This is a genomic window from Variovorax sp. YR216 (assembly GCF_900107745.1).
GTDB lineage: Bacteria > Pseudomonadota > Gammaproteobacteria > Burkholderiales > Burkholderiaceae_C > Variovorax.
Genome location: NZ_FNRO01000001.1, coordinates 104,959 through 126,071 on the forward strand (window position 1 = coordinate 104,959; position 21,113 = coordinate 126,071).

At 65.4% G+C, this 21,113-nt stretch carries 23 protein-coding genes; 18 read left to right on the forward strand and 5 right to left on the reverse strand.

The features are described 5' to 3' along the window. Positions 1-11: 11 nt before the first annotated feature. The gene (locus tag BLW05_RS00455; protein ID WP_093158323.1) at positions 12-566 is read right to left on the reverse strand and encodes a peroxiredoxin; all 555 of its coding nucleotides are present in this window, start codon (positions 564-566) and stop codon (positions 12-14) included. A 232-nt stretch (positions 567-798) separates the two neighbouring features. On the opposite strand from BLW05_RS00455, the gene BLW05_RS00460 reads away from it, so the two are divergent. The 4 genes from BLW05_RS00460 (at position 799) to BLW05_RS00475 (ending at position 3,677) form a co-directional block, all read left to right on the forward strand. Further along, positions 799-2,241, forward strand: a complete 1,443-nt coding sequence (locus tag BLW05_RS00460) for a phospholipase D family protein (protein WP_256329933.1) — start codon at positions 799-801, stop codon at positions 2,239-2,241. Positions 2,242-2,305: 64 nt separating this feature from the next. After that, positions 2,306-2,650, forward strand: coding sequence for a hypothetical protein (locus tag BLW05_RS00465; protein ID WP_177142524.1), 345 nt, complete (start codon positions 2,306-2,308; stop codon positions 2,648-2,650). Continuing rightward, positions 2,643-2,888, forward strand: coding sequence for a hypothetical protein (locus BLW05_RS00470; protein WP_093158332.1), 246 nt, complete (start codon positions 2,643-2,645; stop codon positions 2,886-2,888). Before BLW05_RS00465 ends, BLW05_RS00470 begins: the two co-directional genes overlap by 8 nt. A 228-nt stretch (positions 2,889-3,116) precedes the next feature. Beyond that, entirely contained in the window at positions 3,117-3,677 is a 561-nt protein-coding gene (locus BLW05_RS00475; protein ID WP_093160320.1) for a hypothetical protein, read from the forward strand. A gap of 64 nt (positions 3,678-3,741) precedes the next feature. Here BLW05_RS00475 and BLW05_RS00480 read toward each other — a convergent pair whose 3' ends face one another. After that, positions 3,742-5,937: a sodium-translocating pyrophosphatase gene (locus tag BLW05_RS00480; protein ID WP_093158335.1), complete on the reverse strand. Its 2,196-nt coding sequence runs from the start codon at positions 5,935-5,937 to the stop codon at positions 3,742-3,744. 250 nt (positions 5,938-6,187) lie between these two features. Between BLW05_RS00480 and ppa the strand changes: the two genes are divergently transcribed. From ppa to BLW05_RS00525, 9 genes are all read left to right on the forward strand, one after another. Further along, positions 6,188-6,724, forward strand: coding sequence for an inorganic diphosphatase (gene ppa / locus BLW05_RS00485; protein ID WP_093158338.1), 537 nt, complete (start codon positions 6,188-6,190; stop codon positions 6,722-6,724). Positions 6,725-6,853: 129 nt separating this feature from the next. Then, positions 6,854-9,190, forward strand: a complete 2,337-nt coding sequence (locus BLW05_RS00490; RefSeq protein ID WP_093158340.1) for a heavy metal translocating P-type ATPase — start codon at positions 6,854-6,856, stop codon at positions 9,188-9,190. Positions 9,191-9,195: 5 nt separating this feature from the next. Next, positions 9,196-9,333 carry a cbb3-type cytochrome oxidase assembly protein CcoS gene (gene ccoS, locus BLW05_RS00495; RefSeq protein ID WP_093158343.1) on the forward strand — a complete coding sequence of 46 codons (138 nt, stop codon included), beginning with the start codon at positions 9,196-9,198 and terminating at the stop codon, positions 9,331-9,333. A 79-nt stretch (positions 9,334-9,412) separates the two neighbouring features. Beyond that, positions 9,413-10,852, forward strand: a complete 1,440-nt coding sequence (gene ccoN / locus BLW05_RS00500; protein WP_093160323.1) for a cytochrome-c oxidase, cbb3-type subunit I — start codon at positions 9,413-9,415, stop codon at positions 10,850-10,852. Between the two features lie 19 nt (positions 10,853-10,871). Continuing rightward, positions 10,872-11,501: a cytochrome-c oxidase, cbb3-type subunit II gene (gene ccoO, locus BLW05_RS00505; RefSeq protein WP_093158346.1), complete on the forward strand. Its 630-nt coding sequence runs from the start codon at positions 10,872-10,874 to the stop codon at positions 11,499-11,501. 11 nt (positions 11,502-11,512) lie between these two features. Beyond that, positions 11,513-11,656: a CcoQ/FixQ family Cbb3-type cytochrome c oxidase assembly chaperone gene (locus tag BLW05_RS00510; RefSeq protein WP_093158348.1), complete on the forward strand. Its 144-nt coding sequence runs from the start codon at positions 11,513-11,515 to the stop codon at positions 11,654-11,656. Positions 11,657-11,660: 4 nt separating this feature from the next. Then, entirely contained in the window at positions 11,661-12,584 is a 924-nt protein-coding gene (gene ccoP, locus BLW05_RS00515) for a cytochrome-c oxidase, cbb3-type subunit III (RefSeq protein ID WP_093158351.1), read from the forward strand. A gap of 10 nt (positions 12,585-12,594) precedes the next feature. Beyond that, positions 12,595-14,022 (forward strand): cytochrome c oxidase accessory protein CcoG, encoded by a 1,428-nt coding sequence (ccoG, locus tag BLW05_RS00520; RefSeq protein WP_093160325.1) that lies wholly within the window; start codon positions 12,595-12,597, stop codon positions 14,020-14,022. Between the two features lie 20 nt (positions 14,023-14,042). Further along, a complete protein-coding gene (locus BLW05_RS00525) occupies positions 14,043-14,321 on the forward strand; it encodes a FixH family protein (RefSeq protein WP_093160328.1) in 279 nt (92 codons plus the stop codon). A 19-nt stretch (positions 14,322-14,340) separates the two neighbouring features. Here the strand turns inward: BLW05_RS00525 and fnr are convergent, their stop codons facing one another. Continuing rightward, complete coding sequence (fnr, locus tag BLW05_RS00530; protein WP_093158354.1) at positions 14,341-15,147, reverse strand: fumarate/nitrate reduction transcriptional regulator Fnr; 807 nt, start codon at positions 15,145-15,147, stop codon at positions 14,341-14,343. A 32-nt stretch (positions 15,148-15,179) separates the two neighbouring features. Between fnr and hemN the strand changes: the two genes are divergently transcribed. From hemN to BLW05_RS00550, 4 genes are all read left to right on the forward strand, one after another. Then, a complete protein-coding gene (gene hemN / locus BLW05_RS00535; protein WP_093158357.1) occupies positions 15,180-16,598 on the forward strand; it encodes an oxygen-independent coproporphyrinogen III oxidase in 1,419 nt (472 codons plus the stop codon). Positions 16,599-16,601: 3 nt separating this feature from the next. After that, a complete protein-coding gene (locus BLW05_RS00540) occupies positions 16,602-17,318 on the forward strand; it encodes a sulfite exporter TauE/SafE family protein (protein WP_093158360.1) in 717 nt (238 codons plus the stop codon). 57 nt (positions 17,319-17,375) lie between these two features. Further along, the gene (gene azu, locus BLW05_RS00545; protein ID WP_177142525.1) at positions 17,376-17,828 is read left to right on the forward strand and encodes an azurin; all 453 of its coding nucleotides are present in this window, start codon (positions 17,376-17,378) and stop codon (positions 17,826-17,828) included. A 95-nt stretch (positions 17,829-17,923) separates the two neighbouring features. Continuing rightward, positions 17,924-18,508 carry a hemerythrin domain-containing protein gene (locus tag BLW05_RS00550; protein WP_093158366.1) on the forward strand — a complete coding sequence of 195 codons (585 nt, stop codon included), beginning with the start codon at positions 17,924-17,926 and terminating at the stop codon, positions 18,506-18,508. Between the two features lie 3 nt (positions 18,509-18,511). On the opposite strand, the gene BLW05_RS00555 is transcribed toward BLW05_RS00550, so the two are convergent. Both BLW05_RS00555 and BLW05_RS00560 read right to left on the reverse strand, forming a co-directional pair. Further along, positions 18,512-19,687: a GNAT family N-acetyltransferase gene (locus BLW05_RS00555; protein ID WP_093158368.1), complete on the reverse strand. Its 1,176-nt coding sequence runs from the start codon at positions 19,685-19,687 to the stop codon at positions 18,512-18,514. 10 nt (positions 19,688-19,697) lie between these two features. Next, entirely contained in the window at positions 19,698-20,636 is a 939-nt protein-coding gene (locus BLW05_RS00560) for a DMT family transporter (protein WP_093158371.1), read from the reverse strand. 118 nt (positions 20,637-20,754) lie between these two features. On the opposite strand from BLW05_RS00560, the gene BLW05_RS00565 reads away from it, so the two are divergent. Beyond that, positions 20,755-21,093, forward strand: a complete 339-nt coding sequence (locus BLW05_RS00565) for a P-II family nitrogen regulator (RefSeq protein ID WP_088957270.1) — start codon at positions 20,755-20,757, stop codon at positions 21,091-21,093. Positions 21,094-21,113 lie beyond the last annotated feature (20 nt).

Genomic DNA, 21,113 nt, shown 5'->3' on the forward strand with positions numbered 1-21,113 from the left:
AATCTTAGCGCTCACCGCGCGGCGGTCGCGCGGGGCAGGGCGCGCAGCGCATTGAGCATGCGCTCCACGTGCTTGTCGGGGTTGAGGTTCTGGTAGTAGTAGGCGACGCGGCCGTTGGGCGTGACCACGTACGAGAGCCGGTTCGCGAAATCCGGCCGGGTCTGCATCACCGCGTCGAAGCCCTGGATGACGGCCTTGGATTGGTCGGACGCCACTGGAAAGCGGCTTTGGCAGGACCTGACCGAGAACTTGGTCAGCGTGTCGATGTCGTCGGCCGAGATGCCGATCACCGTGGCGCCGAGGGCGGCGAACTGGTCGATGGCTTCGGCGAACGCGTGCGCCTCGATCGAGCAGTCGGCGGTGTCGGCCGCCGGAAAGAAATACACCACCACCGGCCCTTTGGCGAGCGCCTCGGCGAGCGAATAACTGAAGACTTTGCCGCCCTGTGCTGCAGTGGCGATGAACTTCGGGACGGGATCGCCAATGTCGAGCGCGGCGAAGGCTGTCGGAGCCACGGCGGCGGCCAGGGCAAAAAGCGCGGCGCGCACGGAAGTGTGGAGCATCATGATGTAACCCCGGAGGAAGGCGTTCCGAATTCTAGGACCGAGGAGCTGATGCAATTGGCAGCCGACTTGAAGAGAAGGGGGACCGAACATGACGTCCAAGGCTTTCGCTTTCGCCCGCTTTCTGGGCGCCGTGATCTTGTCGGGGGTGATCGCCGCGCTCGCCGCTTGCGGCGCGCTGCCGACGATGCCCGAGCGGCCGGATGAACGCGCCGCCGCGCCGGATCCGTCGACCGTGCTCGCGAAGATCGTCACGGCCTCGACGCCGCCCGGCGAGCACTCCGGCTTCCGCCTGATGCCCCTGGGCGTCTATTCGCTCGATGCACGCATCCAGTTGGCGCAGCGCGCACAGCGTTCGCTCGTGGTGCAGTACTACCAGTTCGAGAACGACGCCACCGGCCGCCTGCTGATGCGCGCGCTGCGCGAGGCCGGTGCGCGCGGCGTGAAGGTGCGGGTGCTGGTGGACGACCTCTACACCAGCAAGAGCCAGCAGCCGCTGCTGGCGCTCGCGCAGACGCCGAACGTGGAGGTGCGGCTCTTCAACCCCTTCTGCTGTGGCCGCGGCGGCATCGTGTCGCGCTTCGCGGCGTCGCCGCAGGACATCCCCAGGCTCAACCACCGCATGCACAACAAGCTGTTCATCGCCGACGGAGTGGCCGCGGTGGTCGGCGGTCGCAACATCGCCGACGAATATTTCGTCCTCAGCCAGGCACAGAACTTCATTGACATGGACGCGCTCGTGGTCGGCAAGGTCGTGGCTGAACTGGAGGCCGTCTTCGATGCCTTCTGGAACGCCGAACAGGTCTGGCCGATCCACGACATCGTGATGGGCGAGGGCGGGCGCAAACCCACGGCGCAGGACTTCGACGACTGGATCGGCATGGCCGCGCTGCCGCCCAGGCTGGAAATCCCCCCGGTCGACGTGCTGGGCTACGGCCCGATCGCCGAGGAGCTCGACGCCGGCCGCATGGGCTTGCTGTGGGGCGAGGCGCATGCGATCGCCGATCCGCCGAGCAAGCCGAAGTACATGTCGGCCGATGAGGCGCTCGCGACCAGCGTGACGATGAAGGTCTGGGGACTGCTGCTCGACGCGAAGTCCGAGGTGGACCTGACCTCGCCTTATCTGGTGCCGGGCGAGAAGGGCATGGCGGCCTTCGACGACCTGATGCAGCGCAAGGTCAAGCTGACGCTGCTGACCAATTCACTGGCGGCCAACGACGAGCCGCTGGTCCATACCGGATATGCGCGCTATCGCGAACGGCTGCTGCGCGGCGGCGCGGATCTCTACGAGCTCAGCCCCGAACGCACCACCGCCAACAAGCGCCTGGGCATGTTCGGCAATTCGCTGGGCAGGCTGCATGCGAAGACGGCGGCGATCGACAAAGAGCGCATCTTCGTTGGCTCGATGAACCTCGATCCACGCTCGGCAACGCAAAACACGGAAATGGGCGTCGTCGTCGACAGCCCGCAGCTCGCGCGCGAAATGCTGCGTGTCATCAACATCAGCAAATTCCAGAATTCCTATCGGCTGCGGCTGGATGGCGAAACCGGGGCATTGCAATGGCTGACGACGGACGGGGAAAAGGAAATGATCCTGACCTCGGAGCCGGAAGCAGGGTTTTTCCAGCGCTTCTACAACACCCTGGTGGCGCCGATCGTTCCGGAAATGCTGTTGTAATCCCGGGATGCTCCTGTCGCTTCCTCCCCCTTGCAATCTCCCGGTGGCGCCCCACATGCTTCGCATGAACGCTACCAACACCCCTGCTCACAAGACCGATCTGGCGGTGACGCACGTCCTGGCGCAGCTCCTCGAGCGGCTTGAGCACAGCGCCGTGCCGGTCGGCGCCGAGCAATACCGCTCCGTCGTCATGCATCTGGTCGACGAGTTCCGCGATGTGGAACCGGGCGCCCAGCTCGGTCAACTGCTGGATGCCTATCCGGCTGCGGCTGAGGTGTACGAGAACATCAACTACCAGCACGCGGGCCTGTGCCGTTCGGGGCTGGATGCCTCGTTGACCGCCGAATTGGCCGCCAGGAACGCCATCGAGCGCGCCATGGGCCGTGGCCCGGAGACCGCGCATGAGTAAAGCCGACGTCAAGACCACCGTGGTGGCCGACGGGCTGCGCTACAAGGCGAAGGCGCCGGGTTCGCCGTTCCGTGCTTCCGCCTCCTTCAGCGGCGCGACGATGTCGTGCTTCATGTGCGGCAAGCATCGCGTTCGCTCGCAATTGCGTACGCGCCAGCTGCTGGGCAAGGCCCAGACGGTTTGCGCCCCGTCCTGCAAGGCACTCGACGAGCTCGTCGCCAGCGGCGGAGGCAGCTGAATCCCTGGCCCGCGTGATTTGCTTCACGAAAGGGCCTATTCGGCGCGCTGAATTTAGTACTTCATACCGCCTATCAAATCGGGAAAAATCGATCTACAGTTAGAAACAATTGATGTGAATTGCATCAATACCAAAGTTTTAATTGATGATCGATTCAATGATCCCGAAGAATTCAAAGGCCGGCGAGGCCCCGGGTCTATGTCGATCGAACGCGAAAGGACGGGCCCCGTGAGCCGACAACGCCACGTCATCATGCAAGTCGTCAAGCGCTCCGGCGGATCGACGCATCACGTCGAGTTCGTGATGGACGACAACTTCGCGGAACGCCTGAAGCAACTGCGTTCGCTGGTGCCGCCGCTCAACTCGCTCAACAAGCAGCGCGATCTGGTGATCGACAAGGTCCGGGTGCGCCTGCCTTCGGCGGTGTGGCGCTACGGCAGCGACATCGACAGCCAGGTCGACGGCTCGTGCATCGTCATCGCGTCGGAGGGCTACTTCAATTGCGGCGCCAAGGACCGCAAGACGAAGGAAAAGCTGGTGACCTACACCTTCCCGATCGCGCGCCTGATCGAACTGCACATGGAACGCCCGCCCGGCGAAGTCTTCTACATCCGCGACGGCATCTTCACCAACGACGAGCCGGCGGAATCGGCGGCGGGCCGTTGGGTGCAGTCCCTGCACGAGCTCGAGGAAATGCAGATGCGTCCGCCCGAGGCCTCGTCCGACTTCGACACCCTGCAAGGTGTACCGCTGCGCAGCGAGCCTTCGCGCACTGTCAGCCTGAACTGATCGCAGTCGTTCCCACAAAGTCCCGCACCGGTCGGTGCGGGACTTTTTTCTTTCTATCGCACCTTCATTTCGATGCGCTGCCGTCTGCGGCGGCCACGGGCGCCGCCGGTGCGGGCGCCGCGGCTTGGGGCGCGACAGACGCTGCCGGCGCGGTCACCGGTGTCGGCGCAGGCGCAGCATGCGCACCGACATCGCCGGCATGGAACTTGACCACCAGCGGCACGATGAGCAGCGCCACGATGTTGATGATCTTGATCAGCGGATTCACCGCCGGGCCGGCTGTGTCCTTGTACGGGTCGCCGACCGTATCGCCGGTCACCGCCGCCTTGTGCGCCTCCGAGCCCTTGCCGCCGTGGTGACCGTCCTCGATGTACTTCTTGGCGTTGTCCCATGCGCCGCCGCCGGTGCACATCGAGATCGCGACGAAGAGGCCGGTGACGATGGTGCCCATCAGCAGCCCGCCGAGCGCCTTGGGGCCGAGCAGCAGGCCGACCAGGATCGGCACGACCACCGGCAGCAGCGACGGAATCATCATTTCCTTGATCGCCGCGCCGGTCAGCATGCTCACGGCGCGGCCGTATTCGGGCTTGCCGGTGCCTTCCATGATGCCGGGGATTTCGCGGAACTGGCGGCGGACCTCTTCGACCACCGAACCGGCCGCGCGGCCCACGGCTTCCATCGCCATTGCGCCGAAGAGGTAGGGAATCAGGCCACCGATGAAAAGGCCCACGATCACCATCGGATCGCTCAAGTTGAAGCTGATTTCCTGCCCGAAGCTCTCGAGCTTGTGTGTGTAGTCGGCAAAGAGTACCAACGAGGCCAGGCCCGCCGAGCCGATCGCGTAGCCCTTGGTCACCGCCTTGGTGGTATTGCCCACGGCGTCGAGCGGATCGGTGATGTCGCGCACCGACGCAGGCATTTCCGACATCTCGGCGATGCCGCCGGCGTTGTCGGTGATCGGGCCATAGGCGTCGAGTGCGACCACGATGCCGGCCATGCTCAGCATCGAGGTGGCAGCGACTGCGATGCCATAGAGGCCCGCGAGCGTGTACGACACGATGATCGCGATACACACGAAGATCACCGGCCAGGCGGTCGAGCGCATCGACACGCCGAGGCCCGCGATGATGTTCGTGCCGTGACCCGTGGTCGATGCCTGCGCGATGTGCCGCACCGGCGAGTACTGCGTGCCGGTGTAGAACTCGGTGATCCACACCAGCGCAGCGGTGAGCGCAAGACCCACGAAGCACGCGCCGAAGAGCTTGAGCTGGCTGCCGGTCGCGGCGATCGCGTTGTCCGGGATCAGCCATGCGGTCACGAACCAGAACGCGATCAGTGACAGGATGCCCGCCACCGCGAGGCCCTTGTAGAGCGCCGGCATCACGTTGACCATGCCCGGCTTCGCCTTCACGAAGAAGCAGCCGATGATCGACGCGATGATCGATACGGCGCCGAGCGCGAGCGGGTACATCACCGCATTGACCGGCGCCGACGCAACCATCAGCGCGCCCAGCACCATGGTCGCGATCAGCGTCACCGCGTAGGTCTCGAACAGGTCGGCGGCCATGCCGGCGCAGTCGCCGACGTTGTCGCCCACGTTGTCGGCGATCACGGCGGGGTTGCGCGGATCGTCTTCGGGGATGCCGGCTTCCACCTTGCCGACGAGGTCCGCGCCCACGTCGGCGCCCTTGGTGAAGATGCCGCCGCCGAGTCGCGCGAAGATCGAGATCAGCGATGAGCCGAAGGCGAAGCCGATCAGCGGATTGAGGACTGTGGAAAGCTTCTTGTCCGGCGTCAATACGCCGTTGCCTGCGAGAAACCAGTAGAAGGCCGTGACGCCCAGCAGGCCGAGGCCGACCACCAGCATGCCGGTGATCGCTCCGCCACGGAACGCGACGTCGAGCGCCGGGCCGATGCCCTGCGTGGCAGCCTGCGCCGTGCGCACATTGGCGCGGACCGACACATTCATGCCGATGAAGCCGCAGGCGCCCGAGAGCACTGCGCCGACCACGAAGCCGACGGCCGTGGTTCCGTCGAGGAAGATGCCGATGAGTATCGCGAGCACCACACCGACGATCGCGATGGTGCGGTACTGCTTTGCGAGATAGGCCGCCGCGCCAGTCTGGATCGCCGCGGCGATCTCCTGCATTCGTGCGTTGCCCGCGTCTTTCGAGAGGATCCAACTGCGTGCCCAGAAGCCATAGGCTACGGCCACGAGGCCGCAGACGATGGCGAGGACGAGTGGGGTGTTGCCAGTCATGCGTTGCTTCTCCAGTAGTTCGTCAAACTTGATGGAGACGTAGGCCGGACCCTGTGCGCAACGCGTACGGGTCAGTGCTTCCGTCGCGTTGCTTCCTCGAGGCCCCGGTGCCTTGACGGCTGGGAACGATTGGCCAACGAGGGCAATTTACAGGCAAATCCGCGGTTCTGTGCGACCGGTCCGTGACATGGAAAGTAAACTTCGGGTTTTTCCGCATCCCACTAACACTTTCAAACTACGAAGCCAGACCATGTCCCTCGGCAAAGTTTCCCCCGGCAAAGACACTCCCGAAGCCTTCAACGTCGTCATCGAAATTCCGATGAACGCCGATCCGATCAAGTACGAAGTCGACAAGGAATCGGGCGCGATCTTCGTCGACCGCTTCATGACCACCGCCATGCACTACCCGACGAACTACGGCTACGTGCCGCAGACGCTCTCGGGCGACGGCGACCCGGTCGACGTGCTGGTCATCACGCCCTATGCGCTGGTCCCCGGCGTGGTGGTGCCATGCCGCCCGCTCGGTATCCTGATGATGGAAGACGAAGCAGGCGTCGACGGCAAGGTGCTGGCGGTGCCTACCGATAAGGTGCTGCCCATCTACAGCCACTGGAAGAAGGTCGAGGACGTCAATCCGATGCGCCTGAAGGCCATCACGCACTTCTTCGAGCACTACAAGGACCTCGAAGCCGGCAAGTGGGTCAAGGTGCTCGGCTGGGAAGGCGTCGATGCCGCGAAGAAGGAAATCGTGGACGGCATCGCGAACTACAAGAAAGAGTCGAAGTAAGTTTCGGCGCCGGAAGTTTTCGGGAAGAGCGCCTCGCGGTATCTGCCGCGAGGCGCTTTTTCATTTGGACGCCTCGCGGTCTTGACGTGGATCAAAGCCGCGGCGAAGGCGCGTCGCTAGCCTTGTCGCATGCAAGCTGCGCTCGCGCACGGCCCGGCCGCGCGTTCCTTCCACGATGCTCCCGATCAGTCGGCAACGCAGCCCGACTGGTCGCTGCTCGACGATCCCGCCGAGTGGCCGGTGTTCGGCCGCCTGCTCGATGGCGACGAGGCGGGCGGTCGATGGGAATCGCAGGTGGTCGTCGAGGGCATGCATTGCGCGGCGTGTGCGCTTTCGGTCGAAGAGGCCGTGGGTCGCATTCCCGGTGTCGAGCGCGTGGAGGTGAACGCGGCCAGCCATCGGGCGCGCATCGTCTGGTCTGCCGCCGCCGTCAAGCCGTCGCGCTGGTTCGAAGCATCGGCCGTCGCCGGCTACGCGCTGGTACCGGCGGGCGATGTATCCGCACGTGGTAGACGCTCCCGCGAAGCCCGGCTAGCGCTCTGGCGCTGGCTTGTCGCGGGCTTCTGCATGATGCAGGTGATGATGTATGCCTATCCCGCGTACATCGCGCAGCCCGGCGACATGTCGGCCGATGCGGCCCAGCTCCTGCGATGGGCTTCCTGGGTGCTTACGCTGCCTGTGATGCTGTTCTCCTGCGGGCCGTTCTTCCGCAGCGCCTGGCGTGATTTGCGCGCGCGCCGCATCGGCATGGACCTGCCGGTGTCGCTCGGCATCGCGATCGCCTTCGTCGTGAGCACCGCCGCGACCTTCGACGCCGGGGGCGCGCTCGGCCACGAGGTGTATTTCGATTCGCTCACGATGTTCGTGTTCTTCCTGCTCACCGGCCGTTGGCTGGAGACGCGGCTGCGCGACCGTACTGCCGGCGCGCTCGAAGCGCTGATGAACCGGCTGCCGGACAGTGTCGAGCGTCTCGGCGAAGGCGGCGTCTTCAGGCGTGTTTCGGTTCGCCGGCTGGCCGTGGGCGACGTGATTCGTGTGTTGCCGGGAGAGGCTTTCCCTGCGGATGGTGTCGTGATCGCAGGAGACACCACCGCCGACGAAGCATTGCTGACCGGCGAATCGCGCCCCGTGCCGCGCCCTTGCGGGGACCGGGTGCTGGCGGGCAGCCACAACATCGCGTCGGCGGTAAGGGTGCGGATCGAATCGATCGGGCAGGGCACGCGCTTCGCGCAGATCGTCGCACTGATGGAAAGTGCCTCGTTGCAGAAGCCGCGCCTGGCACAGTTGGCCGATCGCGCCGCGCGGCCTTTCCTGTTCGCGGTTCTTGTGGCGGCGGCGCTCGCGGCGGCATTGTGGTGGCACATCGATTCGGGCAAGGCGCTGATGGTGGCGGTCTCGGTGTTGATCGTCACATGCCCTTGTGCGCTGTCGCTGGCGACGCCCGCGGCGATGCTCGCGAGCGCTGGCTCGCTCGCCCGTCACGGCGTGATGGTGCACAACCTGCAGGCGCTCGAGACGCTGGCTTCGGCCGACACCGTGGTGTTCGACAAGACCGGAACGCTCACGCGCGACGTGCCGCGATTGGAGCGCGTCTATTGCCGCAAGGGACTGCGGCCCGGCGATGCGGTCGAGCTTGCCGCTGCATTGGCTGCGCAGTCGCTGCATCCGGCGTCGCGCGCGCTGGTGAATGCGTGGAACGGGCAGTTCCGCTCACCGCCGTCGTGGGAACTGGTGGAAGGGAAGGAATACGCCGGAGAGGGGATCGCCGGCCTCCTGCGTCGCCGGGGCGACGCAGGAGGCAAGGTGCGAGTCGCCCGGCTGGGCGCAGCGGCCTTCTGCGGCGTCGAGTCCTTGCAGTCGGGTGCGATGCAGGTCCATCTCGCGGATGAGGACGGCTGGGTCGCCAGCTTCGTTCTGGCCGAGGATCTGCGCGCGGATGCCGCATCGGCCGTGGCCGATCTGGAGGCGCAAGGCCTGTCGGTGCAGCTTCTGTCAGGCGATCGCGACACGGCGGCCAAGGAGGTCGCGCAGCGCGCGGGCATCCGCGATGCGCACGGCGATTGCCTCCCGGAAGAGAAGCTTCGTGTCATGCGGCAATGGCAGGCGCAGGGTCATCGCGTCGTGATGGTCGGCGATGGCCTCAACGATGGCCCGGTGATCGCGCAGGCCGATGCGTCCTTCGCATTCGGGCACGCGGTGCCCCTGACCCAGGCACGCGCGGATTTCATCGTGATGGGCGGCGAGCTCTCGGCCATCGTGCGGACGATCGCCCAGGCGAAGCGCACCTTGCGGGTGGTGCGGCAGAACCTCTGGTGGGCTGGCGGCTACAACGCGTTGTGCGTGCCGCTGGCGCTGGCGGGTTGGCTCCCGCCTTGGCTCGCAGGGCTCGGCATGGCGGCCAGCTCGCTGTTCGTGGTGCTCAACGCGGCGCGACTCGCGCATGTCGCGCCGCAGCCCGGCGCCTGATCCCGATGGACATTCTCTTTCTGCTCATCCCGTTCTCCGTGGTGCTCGTGCTGATGATCCTCGGCGGGCTCTGGTGGGCGGTGCACTGTGGTCAGTTCGACAACGTCGACCACGAGGGCGAGCGCATTCTGCGCAACGATTGATCTGCATCAATTTCGCTCTTGCGAGCCACTTGGAAACTCGGACGAGTTCCATAAGAGTTTCAAGAACAGAGGTCCGATGATGCAATCTCCGAATCCACCCGCAGCGGTCTACAGCGATACCGCGGTGCGGCAGTTCGCCATCATGTCGGTGGTCTGGGGTGTGGTGGGCATGCTCGTCGGCGTGGTCATTGCCTCGCAGCTGGCGTGGCCCGAGCTCAACTTCGGCATCCCGTGGCTCAGCTACGGCCGGCTGCGTCCGCTGCACACCAATGCGGTGATCTTCGCGTTCGGCGGATGCGCGCTGATGGCGACGAGCTTCCACGTGGTGCAGCGCACCTGTCAGGTCCGGCTCTTTGCACCGGCCCTGGCCTCCTTCGTGTTCTGGGGCTGGCAGGCGGTGATCGTGGCCGCCGCCATCAGCCTGCCGCTGGGCTACACCAGCGGCAAGGAATACGCCGAGCTCGAATGGCCGATCGACATCCTGATCGCGGTGGTGTGGGTGGCCTATGCGATCGTGTTCTTCGGCACGATCGGGATCCGCAAGGTGAGGCACATCTACGTGGCCAACTGGTTCTACGGTGCGTTCATCATCGCGGTCGCCTTGCTGCACATCGTCAACAGCGCGGCCGTTCCCGCCGGCTGGATGAAGAGCTACTCGGCCTACGCCGGCGTGCAGGACGCGATGGTGCAGTGGTGGTACGGCCACAACGCGGTGGGCTTCTTCCTGACCGCGGGCTTCCTCGGGATGATGTACTACTACATCCCCAAGCAGGCGGGCCGGCCGGTGTATTCGTACCGGCTGTCGATCGTGCACTTCTGGGCGCTCATCTTCACCTACATGTGGGCGGGCCCGCACCATCTGCACTACACCGCGCTGCCCGACTGGACGCAATCGATCGGCATGGTGTTCTCGCTGATCCTGCTCGCGCCGAGCTGGGGCGGGATGATCAACGGGATCATGACGCTCTCGGGCGCATGGCACAAGCTGCGCACCGACCCGATCATCCGCTTCCTGATCGTGGCGCTGTCGTTCTACGGCATGGCGACCTTCGAGGGCCCGATGATGTCGGTGAAGACGGTGAACGCGCTGTCGCACTACACCGACTGGACCATCGGCCACGTGCACGCCGGCGCGCTCGGCTGGGTCGGCCTCATCACGATGGGATCGCTCTACTATCTGATCCCGCGCCTGTACAACCGCACCGAGATGTACAGCATGAAGGCGATCGAGCTGCATTTCTGGATGTCGACCGTAGGCATCGTGCTCTACATCGCCGCGATGTGGATCGCCGGCGTGATGCAGGGGCTGATGTGGCGCTCCATCAATCCCGACGGCACGCTCACCTACACCTTCGTCGAAGGCGTGAAGGCCACCTATCCCTACTACGTGGTGCGCCTGATCGGCGGCGTGCTGTATCTCGCCGGCATGCTGGTGATGGCGTGGAACGTCGTGATGACGATCGGCGCAGGCCATTCGGTGCGGGCTCGCATCCCCCTGCCTGCTGCGGCCCATGCCTGAAGGAATCGAGGAAAGAACAATGAGCTCCCGCACCCCCGAACCCTCCACCTTCTCGCATCAGAAGATCGAGACCAACAACTTCCTGATGATCGTGCTGATCCTCCTGGTCGTCGCCGTCGGCGGCCTGGTGGAAATCGTTCCGCTCTTCTTCCAGAAGTCGACCACCGAGCCGATCACCGGCCTCACGCCGCCCACTGCACTGCAGGTGCTCGGCCGCGACGTGTACGTGCGCGAGGGTTGCTACAACTGTCACTCGCAGATGATCCGACCGTTCCGCGCGGAGACGCTGCGCTACGGCCACTACTCGGTGGCAGGTGAATTCGTCTACGACCATCCCTTCCAGTGGGGCAGCAAGCGCACGGGCCCCGACCTGCAGCGCGTGGGCGGCCGCTACAGCGACGAGTGGCACCGCATCCACCTGAACAACCCGCGCGACGTAGTGCCCGAATCGAACATGCCCGCGTACCCGTGGCTCGAGAAGACGCAGGTCACGCCGTCCGATGCCGCGGACCACATGCGCGCCTTGCGCCGGGTCGGCGTGCCGTTCACCGACGAGCAGATCGCCGCCGCGCCGGGCGAGGTCAAGGGCAAGACAGAACTGGATGCGCTGGTGGCGTATCTGCAATCGCTGGGCCTCGCGCTCAAGTGAAAGGGCACACGATGGACTTCGACGTCACCACCTTGCGCATCGCAGCCACGCTGGCTTCTTTCGCGACCTTCATTGGCATCCTCGTGTGGGCCTATTCGCGCCGCCGCGCCGCGGCCTTCGAGGCCGCGGCCCGCTTGCCCTTCGAGCAGGACTGACACCATGAGCGATTTCATTCACGATTTCTGGTCGCACTACGTCGCGATCGCCACCGTCGCAAGCATCGTTGCGTGCCTGCTGCTTCTGTGGATCACCGCACGCGCCAAGACGCCGGCCAGCGAAGACAACACCACCGGCCACGTCTGGGACGAGGACCTGCGCGAGATGAACAACCCGATGCCGCGCTGGTGGGTGGGCCTGTTCGTGCTGACCATCGTCTTCGGGCTGGGCTACCTCTTCGTCTTCCCGGGGCTGGGGAGCTACAAGGGCCGGCTCGAATGGAGCACCGATGGCGAATACACCAAGGACCTCGCGAAGGCCAACCGCGAACTCGAGCCGGTCTATGCCGCCTATACGGCACTGCCGGTGGAGAAGGTCGCGACGGATCCGGGGGCGATGGCCATCGGCGAGCGCCTCTTCCTCAATAACTGCGCGCAGTGCCATGGCTCCGATGCGCGCGGCGGCAAGGGTTTTCCGAACCTCACGGACAACGACTGGCTGCATGGCGGCACGCCCGAGAAGATCAAGGAATCGATCACGCTCGGCCGCATCGGCGTGATGCCGCCGATGGCCGAGGCGGTCGGCACGCCGGAGGATGTGAAGAACCTCGCCAACTACGTGCTGAGTCTCTCGGGCAGTCCGCACGACTCGGTGCGCGCCGGGCTCGGAAAGAGCAAGTTCACCGTCTGTGCGTCCTGCCATGGCATCGGCGGCGTTGGCAACACGGCGGTGGGTGCGCCCAACCTGTCGGACCGGATCTGGCTGCACGGCTACGGTCTGGAAGCGATCATCCAGATGATCAACACCGGCAAGACCAACCAGATGCCGGCGCAGCAGGGCCGCCTGACGGAGGCGCAGATCCATGTGCTGACCGCCTACGTGTGGGGGTTGTCGAACGGCAAGTCCCCTGTTGCCGGCGCACCCTGAGGACTTCGACGTGCCGGACTCCGTGCCGAGACCGCGCCGCGTGATCCCGATCGCGGCGGCCGAGAAGAACGTGGGCCTCTACGAGGCCCACAAGAAGGTCTACCCGCGCTCCATCGACGGTGTCTTCGCGCGCTGGCGCTGGGTGATGGTGTTCGCAACCCAGCTCGTCTTCTACGGCATGCCGTGGCTCGAATGGGGGCAGCGGCAAGCGGTGCTTTTCGACCTGGCTTCGCGCCGCTTCTACATCTTCGGGCTCGTGCTGTACCCGCAGGACCTGATCTACCTGACCGGGCTGCTGGTCATCTCTGCGCTCTCGCTGTTCCTGTTCACCGCGGTGGCCGGGCGCCTCTGGTGCGGCTACACCTGTCCGCAGACGGTCTATTCGGAGATCTTCCTGTGGATCGAGCAGAAGATCGAAGGCAACCGCACCGCGCGCATGCGGCTGGACGACGGCGACCTGTCGATCGAAAAGCTGGTCAAGAAGTGGTTCAAGCACGTGGTGTGGCTCGGCATTGCGCTGTGGACCGGCTTCAGCTTCGTCGGCTATTTCACGCCGATCCGCGATCTGGGCATGGCCTTCCTGCAGACGCGCATGACCGGCTGGGAAGTCTTCTGGGTGCTGTTCTACGGCTTCGCCACCTACGGCAATGCCGGCTTCATGCGCGAGCAGGTCTGCAAGTACATGTGCCCGTACGCGCGCTTCCAGAGTGCGATGTTCGATCGCGACACGTTGATCGTGAGCTATGACGCCGGCCGCGGCGAGCCTCGCGGCGTGCGGGCCAAGGGCACGGATGCCCGCGCGCTGGGGCAGGGCGACTGCATCGACTGCTCGCTGTGCGTGCAGGTGTGCCCGACCGGCATCGACATCCGTCAGGGACTGCAATACGAATGCATCGGCTGCGGCCTTTGCGTGGACGCCTGCAACACGGTGATGGACAAACTCGCCTCGCCGCGCGGGTTGATCCGCTACGCCACGCAGAACGGCATGGCGGGGAACTGGTCACCGCGGCAGGTACTGCGGCGCGTGCTGCGACCGCGGGTGCTGATCTACAGCGGCGTCCTCGTCGCGCTCAGCATCGGCCTGCTGGCCAGCCTGGTCACGCGCACGCCGCTCAAGGTGGACGTGGTGCGCGACCGCGGCACCCTGGCACGCATCGCCGAAGGTGGGCGCATCGAAAACGTGTACCGCCTGCAGCTCATGAACGCGACCGAAAAGACGCAGCACTACCTCATCGAGGCGCGCGGCCTCGAGGGATTGCATGCCTTGCCCGAGCAGCCTGTGGAAGTCGGGCCTGCGCAATCGCGCTGGGTTGCGGTCCGCCTGCAACTGCCGTATGGCTCCGCGGAGCCAGGCTCGCATCCGGTCTATTTCGATGTGCGCGCGGCCGAGGGCGCAGCGCAGGTGTCCGAGAAGGCCACCTTCATGGTTCCCCGGTGATGCCGGTCAAGGAGATGTCGATGAACGCAACGAAGACGAACGAAGTGACCCGGACCGAACCCTGGTGGCGCTTCCCTCTGCTGTGGATGGTCCTGGCCGGCCCGGCGGTGGTGGTGGTGGCGAGTTTCGTGACCCTGTGGCTCGCCATGCGCTCGCCGGACCCCGTGATTGCGGAGGACTACTACCGGCAAGGCATCGAGATCAACAAGACGCTGGCCGACAAGAAGCTGATGCCGGCGCTAACCGGCCGCAACCACGCGGCAACTCCGGCGGATGACGTGCCGGCGCCGAAGCGCTGACAAATGCTGGCAGATGGAATCAGCAACCCGCCGGCGTGATCAGCCGGCGAAGTCCCTCGGCATCGACGATCCGCAGGTTGCGCTGCTGGACCTCGATGAGGCCATCGTCCATGAACTTGGAGAGCGTGCGGCTCACCGTTTCGAGCTTGAGCCCGAGGTAACTGCCCATCTCCTCGCGCGTCATGCGCAGCACGAGCTCGGAGCGCGAGAATCCGCGGGCGTGCAGGCGCTGCGCCAGGTTGAGGAGGAAGGCCGCGAGCCGCTCTTCGGCGCGCATGCTGCCCAGCAGCATCATCACGCCGTGCTCGCGCACGATCTCGCGGCTCATGATCTGGTGCACATGCCGCTGCAGGGCCGAGACTTCGCGCGAGAGCTCCTCGATGCGATCGAAGGGCATCACGCAGACTTCGGAATCCTCCAGCGCCACCGCGTCGCAGGTGTGCTGGTCGTTGACGATGCCATCGAGGCCGATGATCTCGCCGGCCATCTGGAAGCCGGTCACCTGGTCGCGTCCGTCCTGGCTGGCCACCCGGGTCTTGAAGACGCCGGTGCGGATCGCGTAGAGCGACGTGAAGCGGTCGCCGTTCCGAAAGAGCATCTCGCGGCGGCGGACCTTGCGCCGCTTGGCCACGATGTCGTCGATGCGCTGCAACTCGGTGGGCTCGAGACCGACCGGCATGCAGAGCTCCCGAAGATTGCAGCTGGAACAGGCGACCTTGATGTTTTCGGTTTTCATTGATGTACGTCGAGTATCTGTCGATTCTGGAACCCGTCGTGGGCGCGGGTGTTGATCCACATCAAGGATCGGGGGGCGCCCCGGCGGCATAGTGGCCCGGACACTGCCTCTGATCGCCTGCGATGAACTCTTCCCCTGCATTCGCGACCGCTTCGCATTCCCAGGAACTGCCGTCGCCCGCCGTTCTGCGGCGTTTCGACGTTGCCGGTCCGCGTTATACCTCCTACCCGACGGCGGATCGATTCGTGGATGCCTTCACCGCGGACGACTATGTCCAGGCGGTTCACCAGCGTACCGCCTCCGGCATGAATGCGCGGCCGCTGTCGCTGTACGTTCACCTGCCGTTCTGTGAGTCGCTCTGCTACTACTGCGCCTGCAACAAGATCGTCACCCGCCACAAGCACTGGGCGGTCGAATACCTCGACTACCTGGAGCGGGAAGTGGCGCTGCAGGTTTCCGAGCTGGGGCGGGGCGCGGTGGTCAGCCAGTTGCATCTAGGCGGCGGAACGCCGACTTTCCTCGATGACGAGGGGCTGGGGCGGCTGCTGGGGATGCTCGGCCGGGAGTTCACGCTTTCGCCCGAGCGCGAGCAGTCGATCGAGATCGATCCGCGCACTGTGGATGGCGCCCGGCTCGAACGGCTGGCCGCACTGGGATTCAACCGGCTGAGCTTCGGTGTGCAGGACTTCGACCCCGACGTGCAGCAGGCGGTCCACCGCATCCAGCCTGCCCGGGAGGTCTTCGACCTGATGGGAAGCGCGCGGGCGCTGGGCTACCGCTCGATCAACATCGACCTCATCTACGGGCTGCCGAAGCAGAGCCGGGCTTCTTTCGATCGCACGCTGGCGCAGGTTTGCGACCTGCGGCCGGACCGGATCGCGCTCTATGCCTACGCGCACCTGCCGGAGCGCTTCAAGCCGCAGCGGCGCATTGCGGCGGAGGACCTGCCGGACGCGAAGACCAAGGTCGAGATGCTGTCGCGCGCGATTGCGGCATTCACCGCCGCCGGCTATGTGTACATCGGCATGGACCATTTCGCGCTGCCGGACGATCCGCTGGCGATCGCCAAGCGCCAGGGCCGGCTGCACCGCAATTTCCAGGGCTACAGCACGCAGCCGGACTGCGACCTCGTGGCGCTGGGCGTTTCGGCCATCGGCCGCGTCGGCGCGACCTACAGCCAGAACGCCAAGACGCTCGAGGAGTACTACGACCTGCTCGACCAGGGGCGCCTGCCCGTGGTGCGGGGTCTGGCGCTGACGCGGGACGACGTGCTCCGCCGTGCGGTCATCATGGCGATCATGTGCCAGGGGCACGTGGACTTCGAGGCCGTCAACCTGGCGCACCTGATCGACTTCAAGGATCACTTCGCGCCAGAACTCGCCGCGCTCGCGCCGCTGGCTGCCCAAGGGCTGGTGAGGATCCGCGACCATGACATCGAAGTGACGCCGACCGGCTGGTTCTTCGTGCGCGCCGTGGCGATGGTCTTCGACCGCTATCTGCAGGCCGACCGCAACCGCACCCGCTTCTCCCGGATCGTCTGAACGATGCAGACGGCGCTACTCGGCACGGCGTTCCTGATGGGCCTCGCCGGAGGGCCACACTGCGTCGCGATGTGCGGCGCGGCCTGCGCGGGCGTCATCCGGATCGTTCGAGCGCCGCAGGGCGGGGCTGCGTCGGTGACCAGCGGCGGCAGCCTGCAAGGGCAGGGCGCGACGCTGGCGTTTCATGCCGGGCGCATCGCGAGCTACGCCGCGGCCGGTGCGGTCGCCGCCATGACGGTTCAGGGCATCGGGCTCGCGAGCGAGCGCATCGCCGCCTTGCGGCCGTTCTGGGTGCTCCTGCACGTCGCGGTGCTGATGTGGGGCCTGTCGCTCGCGGTGCTCGGGCGCCAGCCGGTTTGGGCGCATCGCCTCGGAGGCACGCTCCAGGCGCGGTTGCGTCCATTGACAGGCTCGACGGCCGGGGTGCTGGCGACCGGCGCGCTCTGGGGCGCCATGCCGTGCGGCCTTCTCTATTCCGCCCTGATGCTGGCTGGGCTGGCCGACGGCCCCTTGCAAGGCGCGATGGCAATGGCCGGTTTCGGGGCCGGGAGTGGCGTCTCCCTGATCGCAGCGCCGTGGCTGTGGCAACGCCTGAGCACCAGTGCCGGCATTGCGCGGAAAGAGTGGGGGAGCCGTCTTGCCGGCGCCTTGCTCGCCGCCGTGGCGTTTCACGCATTGTGGGCCGATCTCGCCCGGCAGATCGATCTCTGGTGCCGCTGAACGGGGTTTCCGAAACTGACCGATTGCGTGCAAACTCGAATTCAAAAGGAGTGAATGATGAAGTTGAAAACAACATGCGCTGCGGCGCTCTGGCTCGCATTGGTCGGTACGGCATCCGCCGCCACCTGCGATGTGGACATCGAAGGCAATGACGCGATGCAGTTCAACAAGAGCAGCATCGACGTGCCGCAGAGTTGCAAGCAGTTCACGGTGAAGCTCAAGCATGCCGGCAAGCTGCCCAAGGCGGCCATGGGTCACAACTGGGTGCTGACGACGCCGGCCGATGCGCAGGCCGTGGCGACCGATGGCATTGCCGCCGGTCTCGACAAGAATTACCTGAAGCCAGGCGATGCGCGGGTCATCGCCTTCACGCCGATCGTCGGCGGTGGCGAGTCGACTTCGGTGACCTTCGACACCAGCAAGCTCAAGGCCGACCAGAGCTACATGTACATCTGCTCGTTCCCGGGGCATTCGGGCTTGATGAAGGGCGCGCTGAAACTCGTCAAGTGAGCCGGCGGATGCGTGCCGTCCGTGCACGCATTTGATCTGCCTCAAGGTCGCGAAGCCCCTGGCGTGCGAAGCTGCCATCAACCACGGAGAGAGGCATGATGCACGCCACCTTGCGAATCATTCGGGACGAACATTCGGCCCTTTCGGCCATGCTGCGATCGATCGTCCTGTTGCTGGCAGAGCATCGCTCAAAGCACACGCTGCCGGATTTCGCAGCGCTGCGGGCGATGCTGTTCTACGTCGATGAGTTTCCCGAGAAGCGACATCATCGCAAGGAATCCGAGCTGCTGTTTCCGAAGCTGCGCGCTCGCACGCCGATCTCGCGCGAACTGCTTGATCGCCTGGACGACGATCACGCACGCGGTGAACGCAAGATCCGCGAGGTGGAGCATGCGCTCCTCGCCTTCGAGATGATCGGCGAGCCGCGCCGCCAGGCCTTCGAGCAGGCGGTCGAGCGCTACGTCGAGTTCTATCTGTCACACATGGCGCTGGAAGAAAGGGAGATCCTTCCGCTTGCCGAGAAAGTGCTCACCAAGGACGACTGGGCACAGCTCGACGAGGCATTCCTGGCGAATCGCGATCCGCTGACCGGCTGCGAACCCGAGCCGGACTATGCGGCGCTTTTCAGGCGCATCGTCAATGCGGTGCCGGCGCCGATCGGGTTGGGCGCGCCGCGCTGAGCCTCATTCCTCGTGGCGGAAGGGGCTGCGGTCCCCGAGGTGGTCCATGTAGTTCTGGATGCCCGCGTCTTCGCGTTCGAGAAAGCGCTCAACCGCATCCGCGAATGCCGGATGGGCCAGCCAGTGCGCACTGGTGGTCTTGACCGGCATCAGGGCACGAGCCATCTTGTGCTCGCCCTGCGCGCCGCCTTCGAAGCGCTGCACGCCGTGCTCGATGCACCACTGCAGCGGCTGGTAGTAGCAAGCCTCGAAGTGGAGGCAGTCCACGCGTTCGAGCGCGCCCCAGTAGCGGCCGTAGGCCAGCAACGGGCGGTCCGAGGCGTTGTCCCCGGCCAGGCCGGCCGAAAGGGCAATCAGGCTCGATGCGATCGGCTTGCCTTCGCGCTCCGCGATGAAGAGCAGCCACGCCTCCGGCATCGTCGCCGCCATGCGGTGGAAGAAATCGCGGTTCAGGTACGGCGGATTGCCGTGCTCGCGGTAGGTGCGGGCGTAGCAGCGGTAGAAGAAATCCCAGTCCGCATTGGAGATGTCGGCCCCGCGCGACCAGCGGAACGTCACGCCTGCGTCGCGGACCTTGCGGCGTTCCTGCCGGATCTTCTTGCGCTTGTCGTGCGAGAGGTTCGCGAGGAAGGCGTCGAAATCGTGCCAGTCCTCGTTGGTCCAGTGGAACTGGACCGTGTGGCGAAGCATCAGCCCGGCGTCGGCGCAGGCCACGATGTCGTCGTCGGCGCCGAAGAGCAGGTGCAGCGACGACACCTCCGTCTGCTCGCACCAGGCGACCAGTGCGCGCAGAAGCAGCGCGCGGCTCGGCGCATCGCGCGCGAGCACGCGGGTGCCGGGCACCGGCGTGAAGGGCACCGCGACAACCGCCTTGGGGTAATAGTGCAACCCATGCTGCTGATAGGCGTTGGCCCAGGCCCAGTCGAAGACGTATTCGCCGTACGAATGGTCCTTGACGTAGACCGGGCACGCGGCCATGAGTACACCGTCCTGCCATAGCGTGACGAAGTGCGGCGCCCAGCCGGTGCGAGGCGATGCGCTGTCGCTCGCGTCGAGCGCGTCCAGGTAGGCGTGGCGCATGAAGGGCGAGGGCTCCGCCTGCGCGATGAGCAGGCCGTCCCAGGCGGCAGCGTCGATCTCGGCGACCGATCGGTGGATGCGGATGACCGGTTCGCTCAAGGGAGTCCCATCAGGTCCTTTTGGCGCCGAGGGTCTCGGCAACGTAGATGCCGCCGAGCACGAGGGCCAGCGCGACCGCGTGATACGGCGAGAGCGGTTCGCCAAGGATGAGCACCGCGAGCAGCGGCCCGAAGATCGGCACCAGATTGAGAAAGACGCCGGCCCGCGCGGGGCCGATCAGCCCGACGGCGTGGATGAAGGTGATCTGTGACACGAAAGAGGGCAAGAGGCCAATGAAGACGATCAGCGCGAGACCCTTCGAGGTCGGCATGAAGAACTGGCCCATCGCGATCTCTGCCGCGACCAGCGGCAGCGAAACCACGCAGGCCACCGCGGCAGTTGCGGCAAAGAACACGATCGCCGGCACCGCAGGCCGATTGCGCAGGCCCAGGGCGTAGCCGGCGTACAGCAGGCAGGCGACGATCATCCAGACGTCGCCGATATTGAAGCCGAGGGTTGCGAGCAAGGCCAGATCTCCGCGCGATGCGACGACGCCGATGCCGGCAACCGTCATCATGACGCCGATGATCTGCAGGCCGCGGATCCGCGTGCCGAAAAAGAGAAAACTGCCGACGAGCACCAGCACCGGAATGGTGCCCTGGATGATCGCGATGTTGATGGCCGTCGTGTGGTGTGCTGCTGCATAGAAGAGCGCGTTGAAACCGGTGAAGCCCAGCGTGCCCATCAGCGCAATGGCGCGCCATGACGGCAGCAGCGTTCGCCAGTGCGCTGCGATCTCGCCCCGCGAAGTGAATCCGAGCGCCGTGCAGCAGACGATCCAGCGCGAAAAGGTCAGCATCATCGGCGAGACCTCTCCGACGGCGAGTCGCGCGGCGACCGCGTTGGCGCCCCAGATCACCGTGGTGAAGACCAGCAGGAAGTAGGCCTGACCTTGCGGGCTCGGGATGACCGAGTCGAAGAAGTTGGCGAAGGGGGAACCAGTGCGCATGGCTGGGCGAGGTTAACAGCCCCCGCGATCACGCGTGCCTCGAGGGTTGCGCGGCGGATGCGCGAAATGCGGATGACATAATCGTTCGGCCGTTTCCCCGCTTTGAATGAAAGACCGTATGAAGCAAATCACAGCCATCCTCAAACCGTTCAAGCTCGATGATGTGCGCGAGGCACTGGCCGAGGTGGGCGTCACCGGGCTCACGGTGACCGAAGTCAAGGGCTTCGGCCGCCAGAAGGGGCACACCGAACTCTACCGAGGCGCCGAATACGTTGTGGACTTTCTGCCAAAGATGAAAGTCGAGGTCGTGGTCAACGAGAACGACGTCGATCGCTGCGTCGACGCGATCGTCAGCGCGGCGCGTACCGGCAAGATCGGCGACGGCAAGATTTTCGTGACGAATGTCGAGCGGGTCGTTCGGATCCGCACCGGCGAAGAGGACGAAGCGGCGGTCTAGGCTCTCCCCCAGGCTGCGCG

Bases quoted from the DNA above. Each gene is read 5' to 3' on its own strand.
- BLW05_RS00455 (WP_093158323.1), bottom strand. From the start codon at position 566: ATGATGCTCCACACTTCCGTGCGCGCCGCGCTTTTTGCCCTGGCCGCC.
- BLW05_RS00465 (WP_177142524.1), top strand. From the start codon at position 2,306: ATGAACGCTACCAACACCCCTGCTCACAAGACCGATCTGGCGGTGACG.
- BLW05_RS00470 (WP_093158332.1), top strand. From the start codon at position 2,643: ATGAGTAAAGCCGACGTCAAGACCACCGTGGTGGCCGACGGGCTGCGC.
- BLW05_RS00480 (WP_093158335.1), bottom strand. From the start codon at position 5,937: ATGACTGGCAACACCCCACTCGTCCTCGCCATCGTCTGCGGCCTCGTG.
- ppa (WP_093158338.1), top strand. From the start codon at position 6,188: ATGTCCCTCGGCAAAGTTTCCCCCGGCAAAGACACTCCCGAAGCCTTC.
- BLW05_RS00490 (WP_093158340.1), top strand. From the start codon at position 6,854: ATGCAAGCTGCGCTCGCGCACGGCCCGGCCGCGCGTTCCTTCCACGAT.
- ccoS (WP_093158343.1), top strand. From the start codon at position 9,196: ATGGACATTCTCTTTCTGCTCATCCCGTTCTCCGTGGTGCTCGTGCTG.
- ccoN (WP_093160323.1), top strand. From the start codon at position 9,413: ATGCAATCTCCGAATCCACCCGCAGCGGTCTACAGCGATACCGCGGTG.
- ccoO (WP_093158346.1), top strand. From the start codon at position 10,872: ATGAGCTCCCGCACCCCCGAACCCTCCACCTTCTCGCATCAGAAGATC.
- BLW05_RS00510 (WP_093158348.1), top strand. From the start codon at position 11,513: ATGGACTTCGACGTCACCACCTTGCGCATCGCAGCCACGCTGGCTTCT.
- ccoP (WP_093158351.1), top strand. From the start codon at position 11,661: ATGAGCGATTTCATTCACGATTTCTGGTCGCACTACGTCGCGATCGCC.
- BLW05_RS00525 (WP_093160328.1), top strand. From the start codon at position 14,043: ATGAACGCAACGAAGACGAACGAAGTGACCCGGACCGAACCCTGGTGG.
- fnr (WP_093158354.1), bottom strand. From the start codon at position 15,147: ATGCCGCCGGGGCGCCCCCCGATCCTTGATGTGGATCAACACCCGCGC.
- hemN (WP_093158357.1), top strand. From the start codon at position 15,180: ATGAACTCTTCCCCTGCATTCGCGACCGCTTCGCATTCCCAGGAACTG.
- BLW05_RS00540 (WP_093158360.1), top strand. From the start codon at position 16,602: ATGCAGACGGCGCTACTCGGCACGGCGTTCCTGATGGGCCTCGCCGGA.
- azu (WP_177142525.1), top strand. From the start codon at position 17,376: ATGAAGTTGAAAACAACATGCGCTGCGGCGCTCTGGCTCGCATTGGTC.
- BLW05_RS00550 (WP_093158366.1), top strand. From the start codon at position 17,924: ATGATGCACGCCACCTTGCGAATCATTCGGGACGAACATTCGGCCCTT.
- BLW05_RS00560 (WP_093158371.1), bottom strand. From the start codon at position 20,636: ATGCGCACTGGTTCCCCCTTCGCCAACTTCTTCGACTCGGTCATCCCG.
- BLW05_RS00565 (WP_088957270.1), top strand. From the start codon at position 20,755: ATGAAGCAAATCACAGCCATCCTCAAACCGTTCAAGCTCGATGATGTG.